Source organism: Polaribacter sp. IC073 (genome assembly GCF_007997075.1).
Classification (GTDB): domain Bacteria; phylum Bacteroidota; class Bacteroidia; order Flavobacteriales; family Flavobacteriaceae; genus Polaribacter.
Window position 1 is genome coordinate 111,251 of record NZ_VORS01000001.1, and the last position, 15,208, is coordinate 126,458.

The 15,208-nt window shown below is 27.5% G+C and carries 14 protein-coding genes; all 14 read right to left on the reverse strand.

Translation table 11 applies throughout. From position 1 onward, the window contains the following. Window positions 1–9 precede the first annotated feature (9 nt). The 14 genes from ES045_RS00465 to rnpA are packed head-to-tail and all read right to left on the reverse strand — an operon-like array spanning window position 10 to window position 15,061. Window positions 10–1,176 carry a glycosyltransferase gene (locus ES045_RS00465; protein ID WP_147110712.1) on the reverse strand — a complete coding sequence of 389 codons (1,167 nt, stop codon included), beginning with the start codon at window positions 1,174–1,176 and terminating at the stop codon, window positions 10–12. After that, window positions 1,169–1,714, reverse strand: coding sequence for a putative colanic acid biosynthesis acetyltransferase (locus ES045_RS00470; RefSeq protein WP_147110715.1), 546 nt, complete (start codon window positions 1,712–1,714; stop codon window positions 1,169–1,171). Before ES045_RS00470 ends, ES045_RS00465 begins: the two co-directional genes overlap by 8 nt. After that, a complete protein-coding gene (locus tag ES045_RS00475) occupies window positions 1,701–2,792 on the reverse strand; it encodes a glycosyltransferase family 4 protein (protein WP_147110717.1) in 1,092 nt (363 codons plus the stop codon). Before ES045_RS00475 ends, ES045_RS00470 begins: the two co-directional genes overlap by 14 nt. Next, window positions 2,785–4,050, reverse strand: a complete 1,266-nt coding sequence (locus ES045_RS00480; protein ID WP_147110721.1) for an O-antigen ligase family protein — start codon at window positions 4,048–4,050, stop codon at window positions 2,785–2,787. Before ES045_RS00480 ends, ES045_RS00475 begins: the two co-directional genes overlap by 8 nt. A gap of 12 nt (window positions 4,051–4,062) precedes the next feature. After that, complete coding sequence (locus tag ES045_RS00485) at window positions 4,063–5,307, reverse strand: oligosaccharide repeat unit polymerase (protein WP_147110724.1); 1,245 nt, start codon at window positions 5,305–5,307, stop codon at window positions 4,063–4,065. A 2-nt stretch (window positions 5,308–5,309) separates the two neighbouring features. After that, the gene (locus ES045_RS00490; protein WP_147110727.1) at window positions 5,310–6,533 is read right to left on the reverse strand and encodes a polysaccharide pyruvyl transferase family protein; all 1,224 of its coding nucleotides are present in this window, start codon (window positions 6,531–6,533) and stop codon (window positions 5,310–5,312) included. Between the two features lie 46 nt (window positions 6,534–6,579). Beyond that, the gene (locus ES045_RS00495) at window positions 6,580–7,848 is read right to left on the reverse strand and encodes a hypothetical protein (RefSeq protein WP_147110730.1); all 1,269 of its coding nucleotides are present in this window, start codon (window positions 7,846–7,848) and stop codon (window positions 6,580–6,582) included. 3 nt (window positions 7,849–7,851) lie between these two features. Then, a complete protein-coding gene (rfbC, locus tag ES045_RS00500; RefSeq protein ID WP_147110733.1) occupies window positions 7,852–8,391 on the reverse strand; it encodes a dTDP-4-dehydrorhamnose 3,5-epimerase in 540 nt (179 codons plus the stop codon). Beyond that, complete coding sequence (gene rfbA, locus ES045_RS00505) at window positions 8,391–9,245, reverse strand: glucose-1-phosphate thymidylyltransferase RfbA (protein WP_147110735.1); 855 nt, start codon at window positions 9,243–9,245, stop codon at window positions 8,391–8,393. Before rfbA ends, rfbC begins: the two co-directional genes overlap by 1 nt. 1 nt (window position 9,246) lies before the next feature. Next, on the reverse strand, window positions 9,247–10,254 hold the full coding sequence (gene rfbB, locus ES045_RS00510) for a dTDP-glucose 4,6-dehydratase (RefSeq protein ID WP_147110738.1): 1,008 nt from the start codon (window positions 10,252–10,254) through the stop codon (window positions 9,247–9,249). A 2-nt stretch (window positions 10,255–10,256) separates the two neighbouring features. After that, window positions 10,257–11,312 (reverse strand): hypothetical protein, encoded by a 1,056-nt coding sequence (locus ES045_RS00515; protein WP_147110741.1) that lies wholly within the window; start codon window positions 11,310–11,312, stop codon window positions 10,257–10,259. Window positions 11,313–11,331: 19 nt separating this feature from the next. Beyond that, complete coding sequence (locus tag ES045_RS00520) at window positions 11,332–13,020, reverse strand: DUF6909 family protein (protein ID WP_147110744.1); 1,689 nt, start codon at window positions 13,018–13,020, stop codon at window positions 11,332–11,334. A gap of 27 nt (window positions 13,021–13,047) precedes the next feature. Then, the gene (locus ES045_RS00525) at window positions 13,048–14,682 is read right to left on the reverse strand and encodes a S41 family peptidase (RefSeq protein ID WP_147110747.1); all 1,635 of its coding nucleotides are present in this window, start codon (window positions 14,680–14,682) and stop codon (window positions 13,048–13,050) included. Then, window positions 14,663–15,061, reverse strand: coding sequence for a ribonuclease P protein component (gene rnpA / locus ES045_RS00530; RefSeq protein WP_147110750.1), 399 nt, complete (start codon window positions 15,059–15,061; stop codon window positions 14,663–14,665). The genes ES045_RS00525 and rnpA overlap by 20 nt, the downstream gene beginning before the upstream one ends. Between the last annotated feature and the right edge of the window lie 147 nt (window positions 15,062–15,208).

A 15,208-nucleotide genomic window follows, 5' to 3' on the forward strand; every position in this document is an offset into this window, starting at 1 on the left:
TATATAATTTTAACGAAAAACTTTAAGAATCATTTCATCAATTGTAAACTTTTTTTTTGCAACAGTTTGTTGATGTTGTATGTCTACATTCTTATCTATTAAAAATTTCAACTTTTCTACCAATAAATTATTATTCCATTTAGTAGCAACTAAGCTTAAATTATTACTTGCAAAGAATTCTTCAATTTCGCTTTTAGGATCGGTTATTACTAAAACTTTACAACCCGAAGCCAATAAATTAGGTAACTTTGATGGTAAGGAACCCTTTGATGTATTTTCTTTTTGAGGAATTATTTGAATAGAACTCTTACTATATAACTCTTCTAAATTATCCTTATTTACTAAATTATGAAAAATGATTTTCTTGTTGTTATTTAACTTTTTTAATTTCTTAATAGTTTCTCCTTCAGAAAAAATATAAAACATCGTATTTTCTATTTTTTTAGATGCTTCTGCAAAAAAGCTAAAAAGCTCCATAGGGTTCTGCTTTTCTCCTAAAGCACCAGAATAAACAACATTAATTTTCTGTTTATCGAATATTGAATCTAAGTCGTTAGTAATATGATCTTTTAATGTTATAAAAGGGTATTGAACTTCTAATTTATCTTCAGCTAAATTATATAATTTTTTAGCCTCATTTTTCATTTCATGAGATAAAAATAGTAATTTATTACAATTCTGATAACATTTTTTTTCAATTTTATGAATAAAAAATTTAATAAAATTATTTAAAAAACCTGTTTTCCCTTCCGAATAAATTTCTTGTAAATCATGTACCATTCCTACTTTTCGTATCCTTTTACTAAGAAAGGGCAGTATAAAATAAAAAGCAAAACTTGGTGGAAATATTGGTATTATTAAATCTTTATTTTTTTGATTTTCATATAATTTTCTTAACACAAAAAAAGCGAAACTAAATTCTAGAATTAACCTTCTAAAAATTGTTTTTTTTGTGTAAAATAGATGTTTTCCACCTCTTATTATTTTTACTCCTTTTAATTGATCCTTACTTTTTTTTGCTTTCCAATCTGGGTAAAATGGATGAAAACATAATACCGTTACTTCATGCCCGTGATCTACCAACCCTGTTACAAAATTGGTGTTAAATTTCCCTGTAGAAATTGGTTCCGGGTAAAAAAATGGAGAGATTATTAAAATGTTTTTCTTGTTATTCAATTTTTCTTTCTCTAATTACTTTTGCAGGATTGCCCATGCAAATTTTATTTTCTGGCAAATCTTTATAAACACTACTTCTAGATCCTACCACAGTCCCTTTATTTATGGTAATTCCTGGTGCAACAAAAACATCTGTTGCCAACCAGCATTCATCTTTAATGGTGATTTTTTTTGCAAAAATGGGGAAATCTTGTTTTAAATAATCATGAGAAGCCGCACATAAATATGATTTTTGTGAGATTACTACATTTTTACCTATTTCTATTTTACCCAAAGAATACAAAACTACGTCATCTCCAATCCAAGAATAATCTCCAATAGAAACTTTCCAAGGGTAGGTTATTCTTACGGTAGGTCTAATAATTACTTTTTTACCAATTTCAGCTCCAAATAACCTTAAGACAAAACGTCTAAAACCATATAAAAACTGGGGTGAGTTTCTAAAAAATAAAGATTGAATAAGCCACCACAATTGAACTACAAAGGCATTTTTTCCTCTGAAATTTTTAGGTAACTTAAATGTATTAAGTACTTGCATTTCTTTCTTTAATAATTTTTATAATCTCTTTACTAAAAATTTCAATTGTAAAGTTTTTCGCAAAATACATTTTATTGTAATTACAAATTTCTAAAATTTCAGATTTATTTTCATTTAAGTATATTAATTTGTTGGTTATACTATCAGAATTTTGTTTCTCAACTAAATATCCATTTTTATTTTCTGTAACGATATCTTCTATACCTGCGTGCTTTGTAGAAATAATTACATTTTTTGTTGCTAAAGCTTCTAGAATTGAAATTGGTTGACCTTCCATTTTATAGAAAGTAGGAAGCACAAAAACATTACTCCAATCAAGTAGTCTTTTCTTATCCTTATTGTAAACAATACCTATATAAGTAGTATTTTTTAGATTTGAAATTTTCTCTAAGATATTATCTTTTAGCTTAACATCAATATTACCAGCTATTTTTGCTTTATAATTAATGTTTTTATTTTCTAAATCTTTTAGTGAATCTAAAAGCCGAAAAATTCCTTTTTCTTCCATAAGATTACTTAAATAAGAGATTTTTAAAATACTATTATCAATTTTTTGTTCATTCTCAATCAAATAATTTTGTGCAAAATTATTTAATATATAGATGTTTTTCTCTTTTAAAAATGGAGTTAAATTTTGTTTTAAAGAAGCAGATAATACAATTCCTTTGGTAAACTTTGATATTAAAAAATAAAAAAAATTCTTTTTAACACCTGCTAATTCTTGGTATTGTGTTCCTAAAAAGTTACCATGAACGTGTATAATTAATTCCTTTTTTAGAATTGAAGAGAATAAGATAAATAAAGTATACTTTGTAATTCCGAAAAAAGTTTGACCTGGTGTTATATAAACAATATCATTTTTAAAAATCTTACAAACACTAAAATTCATTTTTAAGAAGAAAGAAAACTTTTTGAAGGAAAAGCTTCCTATTGCGTCTTCAAAAACACTATAGGAAGTATCTATAGTGTCTACTTTAAAATCATTAGAGTTGTCTATAATTTCTTTTACTACTTGGTTCGCTAAAGAAACCCCTGAAATTGGTTTTGGAAACGGGCCTATGATGAGAACTTTATTCATTTTTCTTTAGAGTATAGTTTTTAAAGGTATAGAAATTTAATAGAAAAGCAAACAAAATTACACCATTCTGCCTATCTAAAATATTTTCAAAAAACATAAAAAAAGTGAACATCAAAAGTAAACAAAAAGCAAAATAATCTTTATTGATAAAAAACAATCTTAAATTTATTATTAATGGAATTATAAAAACAAGCAACCCAAAAAGACCAACGGAAAGTAAGATTCCTAAATATTGGTTGTGACTATTTAGGTTTTGATTCACTAAAATTTTGGACTTTTTTTCATAACATTTTAATAATTCGCTTTTAACATCTCCAATACCATAACCTATAACCCAAGATTCATTGATTTTTTCTAAAGCACATTTGTAAACACCATATCTAATGCTTGTTGAAGAATGTTTTTCAATTTTATTATAACTTTTTACATCGAAAACCTCTTCAAACCTTTTTATAGTGTCTGGTGTATATTTAAAGACAAAAAAGCTAGCTATAACAGAAAAAAATACAATAAATAATAATCCTATTCTCTTTCTTTTTTGAATCATTAAAAAGAATGCCACTGCAGTAAATAAAAAGGAAATAATGACTCCTTTTCTAGAGAGAAGCATGAGAATAAAAAACTGAAACAAACCCATAACAATAAGAACAATTTTTCTTTTAGATGTTTTAAATAAACTGATTATTGTTAATAATGAGATTGAAAGATAAATTGATAAATAAATGGGGTGCTCTTTTAACCAAAAAAAGCCACTATCTAATCTTGATAAAAATTGGCGTAATTCAATTTTTGTTGAAATATAATCTCCATATTCAAATGAAATAATAAAAATAAAAATGGACAGAACAAAAGAGGAAATAATAAAAAAGGTTTTAAAGATAAACTCTTGCTTTAATATAGTTTTGTTAGGTAGTTTAATACCAGAATACAGAACAAAGCTGATGGGTACTATTAAGAGGGATAGTGTTGTTTCTAATAACGTTAGTGAATTTTTACTATTATCAGAATAAAAAATACTAATAAAATATATAATGTAAAGTGTTGAATTTATTAAATAAATATATTCAAACTTCTTTTTCTTTTTTTTTAAAATAGAAATGACAAAAAGAGCCAACAAAATAACAGGTGCACCCTTAATTCCAAAAGGTAATAACGGGAAAAGAGCAAACAAAATAAATAAAAAATCAATTGCTGAAAATTTTTTATCTTTTAAGAATTGGTTAGAGTTATTGCTATTTTTATTCTGTAAATTTTTCAATTATGCATCCTTTTAGGTTTGTCTATTTGTGTAGGCTAAACTGATCCAAAAAACAGGCATACTCCATAAAAAGGAAGCAGCTGGTATGGAGAAGAAAAACCAAAAAATCAAAAATAAATTCCAAAACAATTTTTGCTCATTGGTTTTTTCATTTAGCACTTTGATAATTGACTTGTAAACAATTAAAAGTAACATTAAAAATAGCATCAATCCTATAAAACCATATCTAAAAATTAAAGAGAAAGGTAATATATGTATATTATGTATTTTTTCACCCCCTAAAAGAGCAGAATTTAAAACTGAATTATCGTTAAAAAGTTTAGATCCATCTATTGTACCTCCAGAACCAGATCCAAAAATAAACGTAACGAAATCACTTGTCCAATACTCAATAACAACTTGAACTTCTATAATTCTTTGAGATATAGAAACAAAAAAAGAACTGGAATAATCTATTCCTTCTTTAAAAATAACTATTATTTGATAAATTCTAAAACCTATATTACTTTTTGGATTAAAAAAATACAACAATGTTTGCAATACTTCTACTTTAAAACAAAAAGCAAGAATAAGTAAACTTATTCCAAAAACAATAACTGAATTCGTGCTGAAGTAATTCCTGGATTTTCTTAAAAGAAGTAGAAGTACCATTATAAAAAAAACAACTAACTGAGTGCGATTGGAAGAAAGCACCATTATAAAGTATGGAATTAATAAAAATAAACTACTAAAATATTTTTTTTTGATAATATTTACATAGACAAATACAATCATTAGTACTAACAATATAGCAGGAACCTTTAGATTAAAGGTTATACAAATAATTCCTAGTACGATAAGTATTTTACTAATATCAAAAAAATCATACGTTTGATTACTTTTTAGATATTGGAAAATATAAAACAATACTGTTCCTATTAGAACATATAAAAAATCGGTAATAATATAAATAATTGGGTTTCTATTTATTAAACCCAGAGAAATTGAGAGCATTGCAAAAGCAAACCAACCGTACACAAAGATTTCATTGAAGGTAAATAGTTTATTAACTTTCCTTTTCATGTTGATATTAAAGAAATCAATAACAAAATAAATAACTGTAAATAAAATAAGTAGTATTCTAAAATATGGAGTCAAAGCGAATCCCTTAGCTTCAAAAAAATTAGATGCAATACTTAAAAAAAAATCAAGTATTATGTAGAAAATAATAAATAAATATACCTTATGTTCTTTTTTTTGTAATAATTGTATGATCATTTTTAATCCTTTAAGGCATTAACTAAAGTTTTAGTAATTTCTAGTTTAACCGTTTCTACCTCTTTTTTAATCTTTTCGATTGATTGATTATTATTTTTAATTATTTTTAAAATAATATCCTGTAAATCACCTTTTGTAAAAGACTTAATATCTAATGCAAAATCTTTTAAATTAATTAAATCAAATGTTCCTGTTGTTTTTGGTTGATATGCTAATCCTATTGTAGGTACACCTCCTGCTAAAGAAAATATAGCAGAATGCATTCTACTAGCAATAAAAACGTCCATTTTAGAGTATAAATAAACAAGCTCTTTTGGATTGTTTATACTATCAAGAGAGAACACTTGAGACTCTACATTTAATTTATTTAATAATTCTTTAGATACTTTAAGGTCTCCATCCGTATCACTAACTGTAACCTGAGGAAAGATATAAACCTTTATATTTTGATTGACTATTTTACTAAGATTATTAATGGCATTGGCAATTCTATCAAGGTAATCATCTACATCTTTTACATCACTGCCACTGCTAGCAAATCTCCAATCTAATACAGTAATTCCTATTTTCAAACAATCCACAGAAGAAATTCCCATATCGTCTATCAAATCATTCTTTTGAGGTTCTAGTATAAAAGCAACATCAGGTAACTCTTTAATTTTGATGTTAACGTTGTTGTTGTTTAAAAACTTTGTTGTGATATTTTCTCTACTAAACAAGAGATCTAATTTACAAAAAACTTTTTTTAATAAAAATTTATCCAAAAAGAAGTTTAGTGGACCAATACTCTGAGGAAATAAAATTATTTTTTTTTTGTGTTTTTTAGATAACCATAAATGATATAAAACATTTATAAAACCAATTCCTAATGGTCCTTTTCTTGAAGAGTATAAATATCCTCCTCCGGCTGACAATACTAAATCTGCTTGTTTAATAGCATCGGCAGATTGTTTTTTATAGCTTATTACTTTTTTTAAGCCCGTGAAATATTTATTAATAAAACCTCCTTGGTTTAAAATATCCCAGACAGGAGGCACCGATTTTACATTTAGTTTTTTATAAAAACTTGAATTCTCTTCATGAAATTGTGACATCACCGAAATACTTACATTATTCTGATATGCCTTAGTGATTAGATTTATCATAGCAACAATAATTCCAGAATCCCCTCTATTTTTGTATGAATAAGCATTAATAATTAAAATATTCTTTTTTGTTTTATTCATTTTGATTGCACATTTAAGGTTTGATGAAAAATAAGTAAATATGATTTTACTCTATATGATTACTTTTAATCATTATTTTCCTATAATACATATAAACTCCTATAGAAAACAAAAATATAGAATTAATCATAATTAATGCTAATGTATGACCGTTACTAAATTTTGGAAGTAAAATCACACTCAAAAGAACTGCAAAAATAGCAGTAAAAGCATGACTAAACAAAATATATCTTGTGGCATTAACTGCCTTCAAGGCTACGACAAAAACTCTTGAAATACCGAAAAAAAATTGATACACAAAAAAATACAATAAGTATACCGCTTTATCAGAGTAAAACAAATTATCATGATAGTATAACTTAAATAAAAATGTCATAATTACAGCAGTTACTATCAAAACGCCTATGAAAGGAAGTAGCAGTTTCTTCAATGTTTTTTGTACATATTCATTAATTCCTTGAAAATCTTCTCCATCAAATACTAGCGCTAATTTAACCAACATTATGTTTTCAAATGTCACAAAGAATACTGACAAAACTCCTACCAAATTTTGAGAAATTCTAACTGCATTAAAATCTTTAACTATTAAATATTTTTCTGCTAAAAAATATACTCCTTGACTATAAAGCCAAAAAAAAAGTATTCCTATTACAAGCCATATAGCATAATTACTATGTTTCTTTAATATTTCATAAAAACTTAGTTGAATGGATTTTGCCTTTAAATTAAAGATGTATTTAATTTTATTTTTTTTTAAAACAATAAAAATAAAAATCCCTAATAAATAACTAATAATTAAAGTAATATACACTGTTGATAAGCTTATATTATCAATCGAATAATAATATATTAATGTTGTAAAAAAAAACAAAAGTATAGAGAAAGAAGAAAGTAAATTACTAGTAAAACTATCCTGAAAATAGACAAAGCTCAATCTTCTTATAAAGTCATAAATAGAGGTAAAGAAAGCTAGAATTACGATATAAATCAGATCATCAACTAAAAATTGATAATAATTAATCACCACAATACTAACAATTAAAGATACTATGAGAAATAATAATAGGTTAATAAAAAATATTTTAAATATATAATTTTTATTGTTTTCACCTCTTTTTAAAAAAACTTGTAATGGTTGATTTGCAAAACTTGAGATAACCAAACTAATAATGATAACAATAGAATAACCTAAAAAAAAATCTTTAAAAAGAGTCGAAGAAATTAATTTTGATAGAACAAATATTAAAGCAAAATTCAATAAACTAATGATCCCTTGTTCAAATAAAATTTGATATTTTCTAGATAAAACACTCATCTTTTATTTAGTATTAAAATTCGGTAGGTTTTTATCTTTTTTAGAAAGTTGTATTTCTTTCTCTTCTAACTTCCAATCAATATTTAAATTTTTGTCATCAAACAAAACCCCATCTTCCGATTCTTTATTATAATAATTATCACACTTATAAGAAAAAATAGTATCGTCTTCTAAAGTAATAAAACCATGTAAAAAACCTCTTGGCACAAATAATTGTTTGTTATTTTCTTCAGATAATTCTATTGAAAAATGTTTTCCATACGTTGGTGAATCTTTTCTAACATCAACAGCAACATCTAATACTTTTCCTTTTACAACTCTTACTAGTTTTGCCTGAGCAAATCCGCCTTTTTGTAGATGTAAACCTCTTAAAACTCCTTTTTGAGAAATAGACTGATTATCTTGTACAAAATCGATTTTTAAACCTGTTTTTTCTCTAAATATTTTTTTATTAAAAACTTCAAAAAAGCTTCCTCTTTTATCTCCAAAAACGATAGGCTCTATTATATAACAGCCTTTTAAAGATGTCTCTGTAACCTTCATTAAATGTTTAATAAATTAGTTGAATATCCACTTTTTAACAGGGACTTTGTTATTTCTATCATTTCTTGTTTGGTTATAAAACCTGCGCTATATGCAGCTTCTTCAATAGAACCAACCTTTAAACCTTGTCTTTCTTCAATTACTTGTACAAACTGACCTGCTTGCATTAAAGAATTAAAAGTACCGGTATCTAGCCAAGCAGTTCCTCTATCTAAAATTTCTACAGATAGTTTCCCTTTTTTTAAATAGACATTATTTACTTCTGTAATTTCTAATTCGCCTCTTTTACTTGGCTTTATATTTTTAGCAATTTCAATGACATCATTGTCATAAAAATAAATACCAGGTACTGCATAATTAGACTTCGGCTTTTCTGGTTTTTCTTCAATTGAAATTGCCTTTAAATCTTTATCAAATTCTACCACACCATATCTTTCTGGGTCATTTACATGATATGCATATACAATCCCTCCATCCGGATTGTTATTTGCTTTTAACAAGTTAGACAATCCAGAGCCGTAAAAAATATTGTCTCCCAAGATTAAAGCAACCTTATCTAACCCAATAAATTTTTCACCAATAATAAAAGCTTCTGCCAACCCATTAGGATTTTCTTGCACTTCATATTCAAAACTACAACCAATCTGGTTTCCGTTTCCTAATAATTTTTTAAATAGGGGTAAATCTTGTGGTGTAGAAATTATTAAGATCTCTCTAATTCCTGCAGAAATTAAGGTAGCAATTGGATAATAAATCATTGGTTTATCATACACGGGCATCAATTGCTTACTAACCGCTAATGTAAGCGGGTGTAACCGTGTGCCAGAACCTCCTGCTAAAACTATTCCTTTCATATTAATTGTATTTATTTAAATACCATTGAATGGTTTTTAAAATACCTGATTCAAAATTTTCAGCTGCAGACCAACCCAATTCAATCTCTAACTTAGTTGCATCAATTGCATATCTAAAGTCATGCCCAGGTCTATCTTTTACAAAACTTATTTGTGCTTTGTAAGACTTTTCTTTTGGATGAATTTCATCTAAAACTTCACAAATTTTGTTTGCAATATATAAGTTATCTCGCTCGTTTTTACCACCAATATTATAGGTTTCTCCAGATTTACCGTTTTTATAAACCAATTCAATCCCTTTACAATGATCTAAAACATACAACCAGTCTCTTATATTTTTTCCATCGCCATAAATGGGGATGTTTTCTCCTGAAATTGCTTTTCTAATAATGGTTGGTATTAGTTTTTCATCATGTTGTTTTGGTCCGTAATTATTTGAGCAATTTGTAGTAACTACGTGCATACCATACGTATGAAAATAACTTCTTACCATAAAGTCTGATGATGCTTTGGAAGCACTATAAGGACTGTTTGGTGCGTATGGAGTTTCTTCTGTAAACAAACCTATTTCACCTAAAGTGCCATACACTTCATCTGTAGAAATATGGTGGAACCTTGAATTTTCAAAATTTTTCTTAAATACATTGGGCGATTCCATCCAATAATTCTTCGCTACATCTAACAAATTAAACGTGCCAAAAACATTGGTTCTTACAAAAGCATCCGGGTTTTTAATCGAATTGTCTACATGAGATTCTGCAGCAAAGTGAATTACTTCAGAAAAATTATATTTTTTAAATAAATTTTCAACTAAGCTCCTGTCACAAATATCCCCTTCAATAAAAGTATAATTTGCATTATTTTCTATTTCTTTTAGATTTTGTAAATCACCTGCGTATGTTAAGACATCTAGATTTACAACATGATATTCTTTATTATTATTTAAAAAATAAGGAATAAAATTAGCGCCAATAAAACCAGCGCCTCCCGTAATAAGAATCGTTTGCATACTTACTTTTTATAATTGCTTAAATAAGTGTTGATCTTAATTAGCAGCAATACAAAAATCATAAGAAAAGCACCTAAAGCAGCTAATTGCAATGCTATATTTTCTGTAATTCCTTTTATTTCGTAACCAATAGGCTGAAAATTAGAAATCACATTTATAACTTCATATGTATTCGATTTTTCTTTGACGACAACTTTCAGTTCAGCATTTAACTTTCGATTGGTTTCAAAAAGTTCTAATTCTTTCGTTGTTCTTTTTTCACCTCCTAAATCAATATTTGTACCACTAGTCTGTTTTTTTGCTTCGTCTAACATTACTTGCATATAAACTCTTCTTAAAGAATCTATTTGACCTAGGTTTTGGCGAAGCAAAGAATCTGATCTATTTAAGTTTTCATTTGTTAACTCTTTAACTCTATTAAAGTATTTATTTTCTACTACAGAAGACAAAATAACCTCATCTAATTTATTAAAGACATCATTTTGTTGCGCTACAACATGTATCCTATGAATCTTATAATCTAACTCTGTAAAAGAAGTTTTAAACTCTTCGAAAGTGTAACTTTTAACAGTTGTAGTATCCACAGCTAGTACAAAATCATTGTAAGATTCTATGATATCATTCTTATTTACAATTGGCTCTATTGTAAACTTCTTTAACGAGCCTGCAGTTTCTTTGTCTAATTGAAATGTTTTTTGAATTCTTGCAGTGTCTTTCTGTTTTACAAGGTCATTATAAAAATTAACATTATTGTACAGTTGCCTTGCACTTTTAAAGTTTGGTTCTACTAATAAATCAGAAGCATAAGTGTTTCCTTTATTAGTTTCTAAAATAAAGCCTGCTACAAAGCCAATAATTGCTGCAATACCAATTTTTAATAAATTATCTTTAAGAAAAATTAATATTGAAATAAAGAAGTGAAATATTCCTTTAAAAATACTTCCTATAAAATTAAAAAGCTTAGAAAATCCTTTTCCTATAATTACAAATAAAGAACCTAAATCTACTTCTTCTTCGTTATTATTGTTACTGTTTGTGGGTTGTTGGTTTGTTAACATGTTTGGTTATAAATACAGTTTAACTGTTAAAAATTTGTTCTAATATTTTTTGTGTAATGGCATATGTTGGTGTTACGCCAGTCATTCCTAATCCGCCAGAAGCCAATGTTGCACCAGTTTCTAAAGGATTATCTGATGCATAATAAGCATATCTTACTTGTACATCTTCAGAAATATTTCCTCTAATTCTAGAAGCAGATTGTATGGCTTTTTGGTAATGAGCTCCTTCCATTTCTAAACCGATAACATTCCAGGTAGAATCATGAAAAAATTTCAATAAGTCTTTATTCTGCAAAGAAGTTCCTAATACAGACACCATAGAACCATCAAAAACTTCAATACCAAAGCCTTCTAAATCTTCTTTTGTTAATTCATTTTTAAACGGATAATTATCTGCTGTTCCTTCAAAAATATGTGCAGAAGGTATCATAATATCTCCTTTTCCTCCTTCAAGAATACCTGCTTTACCCATAATAGAAACAGATTTTACATCTAAATGAGTTTTAGTGTTCTTTTCACAAGTGTAAGGTTTTAACAATTCATCCATTGTTTCAAAGGCCTGCTCACCAAAAGCATAGTCCATTACAATAATCACAGGGTTTTCTGCTAACTTTTCTTTTTTAGAGAACGTTAATACTTCAAAATTTATTTTAGCTGTATCTATAATCTGAACATTAATATTTGTCCCAGAAGTATCTTTGATATAAATAAGGCCGTTTGAAGAAGCAAAATCTTTCACTTTTTTCTGCAAAGGTTTACTGTCTGAGTTACTTAAAACCTGATACAATTCAAATCCTTTTAAATCCTTTACTTCTTTTGGCAATGCATTTTTTGCATATATAGAATTTAATACACTGTGCATATTTGCACTTATAATGTGTATGGGTCTTTCTAATAAACGATGCTCATTTAAAACTTTTTTAATGTCATTCGCCCAAATTTCACCATAAATATGATGTCCTATTTCTTCTATTAAAATAGAACTAAATGTTACCGTTCTTTTCTTATTTTCTAAAACTTCATTTATCGCGAGTTTACCCAACCAATAAATTAGTTGAAAAAAACGATCCGGATTTTCTTCCGATGAAAAATTCTTATAAATACTTAAAACCTCGTCAAAAGTTCTTCCTAAAATATTCCCTAAATGGGCAATAGTTACCTCTCTTTCTTCGTCTGTAACTTCTTTTTGGTAAAGTACAATGTCTTCTAAATGTTTCCATTCTCTTGTAAAATCTTCACCATCATTTAGTGTAACTCTTTCTTGAATTTTATGAGATTCTATAAATAAGAAGGTTAAATGCGTTAGAATATCATAGATTTCAGACCTTCCTCTGGTTATCTCAATATTCATTTGATCTTTATCTATTCGATAACAATTTCTTCTTCTTTTTGGTGGAATAATTGAGTTAAAATGCGAATTTTTATATCCTTCATCTGCTGTTAAATTAATATACTGGCATTCTTCAATTCCTTCAGGAAGCCTTTCTATCACATACGTTAAACCACTCAACTCTATTCTTTCTTCGCCTATAGAACCATAAATCTCTGGCCTTAAAGAAAGTAACGATTTACGCAAAGTTTCTCCTGAAATTCCCATTGGTTTGTAAAAACCTCTACTAAACAAATGACGCATAGAAATATATAATTTTTCTATGGCATTTGTAGATTCTTGCGCGCGTGTTCTTGCTATTTTTTTTACTTCTGACATATTCTTATTTAAGGTATAAATATAAAACTATTTACCTGATAAAATTTCACGGTATTTAGCTTCATTTTGCAATAAAACAACTGCTTCAGAGATCGTTTTATCATATTTTAAATGATACTGATAAACGCCTTCTTTATAAAAAAATCTTTCTAAAATTTCTGCTTTGATTACTTCAGAAATAATGTCTTTATTTTTTGATATTTCAGTGATTTTATCTTCTGCTAACTTTTCCTTTATTTGATAATATTCTTTCGAAATGTTATTTTCTTTGGATGCTAAAAAGGCTTTTTTAAACAAAGATTCTTGCGCAGTTACAAAAGTGGTGTCTACTTTTAAATACTTTGTAAAGGTATTAAAGTCTGAACTTTTAAAGTCGAAATCCTCTATTTTTTTTATTGCTTGGTTTTCATAAAAATATTGAGTTGCATAATTAAAAATAGCCTTTGTTTCTAGCAACTTATCTGTAGCTTCATTTCTATTTGATGTACTAATCTCAATATCTGGTTGTACGCCACCACCATCATAAACAGTTCTACCATTTGCTGTTTTAAAAGCGTTAATTCCCTTGTCTGAAAACTTAGGCACTATCCCCGTTTTTGCATCTCTGTTTTCATAATCTAACTCTTGAATACATCTTCCGCTTGGTGTGTAATATTTCGAGATTGTAAGCTTCAACTGCGTACCGTAAGTTAATTCTCTATAACGTTGCACCAAACCTTTACCAAAAGAACGTTTTCCCATAATTACTGCTCTGTCGTAATCTTGCAGAGAACCACTTACAATTTCCGATGCCGATGCAGAACGTTCATTTATTAAAACCACGATCGGAATTTCTAAATCTAACGGATCGTTTTTAGTGTTATATGTATTGCTCCACTTTTTAATTTTTGCCTTTGTGCTTACTATTTTTTTCCCTTTAGGTAAAAAGAAATTGGAAATTCTAATCGATTCTAACAAAGAGCCACCAGGATTGTAACGAAGATCAAAAACCAGCTTCGTCATTCCTTGTTTCTTTAATTTTCTGTAGGCTTTTTTTACTTCGGAAGATGCTTTTTCATTAAAACGAGTTAATGTAATATACCCTGTTTCTTCATCTATCATTTCTGCGAATGGCACAGGATTGATGACAACTTTGTCTCGGGTAATCTCTTTTCTCAGAACACTTCCTTGTCTTTCAACTTCAATAGAAAATTTACTATTTGGGGTGCCTTTTAAAAACATAGAAAGTTGGTCTCTTTCCATATTTTTTATCGATTGATTGTCTACGGAAACAATAACATCTCCGGCTTTTAAAGCTGCTTTATCTGCAGAAAACCCTTTATAAACTTCACTTATTTCAATTCCTTGTTTGGTGTAATAAACCGCAACTCCAATGCCGCCATACTCTCCTGCTCTTCTTATTTTTGCAGTTTCTACATCTTGTTCATTGTAAAAATTGGTATACGGATCTAGGTCTTTAAGTGTGTTTTTAATTGCTTTATTTGTAAATTCTGCAGGATTAATTTCATCTACATAATACATATTCAATTCTTTAAATAATGTATTGTAAATCTCTATTTGTTTTGCAACTTCAAAAAACTTCGATTTAAAAGAGTAGGTGATAAAAATAGTACCTATCAATAATAAAACAACGGTTTTCTTTTTAAGGTTGAATATTTTCATCTGTTGTATTTTTTGTTTTATTGATAAATAGCGTCAATAATTTCTCCATTTTCGCATACAATTCTTCATATTTCATTTCTTCTCTTCCAATATACGAAATCATAAAAACGTACGGTTCGTCTAGGTTGTTGTACACAATTTCTTTTTGTAAACGATACGTTTCTCTCATTAGACGCTTTAATCTATTTCTATCTGGCGCTCTTTTAAAATTTCTTTTGGAGACAGAAACACCAACCTGACAAGGAAAATTGGATGTATGTGGCGTTTTTACATACATCATTCTTAAAGGAAAAGTCTTAACAGCATCTCCTTTAGAATAAAGTTTTTCTATTAATTTTTTACTCTTTAGACGTTCTTCTTTTCCTAGCGTATTTTTCATCTTTACAAACTTACTCGAAATCGACAACTTTTTAACAATTTCTAATCGCTAACTTTAAAAAAGTTCCGTATTTTTAAGAAATATTAAAACTTTGCTTTTCTTGAAATATTGTTAAATATTAAACAATATTTCATAGATTTATTTAAA

Coding starts and splice junctions, on each gene's coding strand:
- ES045_RS00475 (WP_147110717.1), bottom strand. CDS start 2,792: ATGAATAAAGTTCTCATCATAGGCCCGTTTCCAAAACCAATTTCAGGG.
- ES045_RS00490 (WP_147110727.1), bottom strand. CDS start 6,533: ATGAATAAAACAAAAAAGAATATTTTAATTATTAATGCTTATTCATAC.
- rfbB (WP_147110738.1), bottom strand. CDS start 10,254: ATGCAAACGATTCTTATTACGGGAGGCGCTGGTTTTATTGGCGCTAAT.
- rfbC (WP_147110733.1), bottom strand. CDS start 8,391: ATGAAGGTTACAGAGACATCTTTAAAAGGCTGTTATATAATAGAGCCT.
- ES045_RS00515 (WP_147110741.1), bottom strand. CDS start 11,312: ATGTTAACAAACCAACAACCCACAAACAGTAACAATAATAACGAAGAA.
- rfbA (WP_147110735.1), bottom strand. CDS start 9,245: ATGAAAGGAATAGTTTTAGCAGGAGGTTCTGGCACACGGTTACACCCG.
- ES045_RS00495 (WP_147110730.1), bottom strand. CDS start 7,848: ATGAGTGTTTTATCTAGAAAATATCAAATTTTATTTGAACAAGGGATC.
- ES045_RS00485 (WP_147110724.1), bottom strand. CDS start 5,307: ATGATCATACAATTATTACAAAAAAAAGAACATAAGGTATATTTATTT.
- ES045_RS00520 (WP_147110744.1), bottom strand. CDS start 13,020: ATGTCAGAAGTAAAAAAAATAGCAAGAACACGCGCGCAAGAATCTACA.
- ES045_RS00525 (WP_147110747.1), bottom strand. CDS start 14,682: ATGAAAATATTCAACCTTAAAAAGAAAACCGTTGTTTTATTATTGATA.
- ES045_RS00470 (WP_147110715.1), bottom strand. CDS start 1,714: ATGCAAGTACTTAATACATTTAAGTTACCTAAAAATTTCAGAGGAAAA.
- rnpA (WP_147110750.1), bottom strand. CDS start 15,061: ATGAAAAATACGCTAGGAAAAGAAGAACGTCTAAAGAGTAAAAAATTA.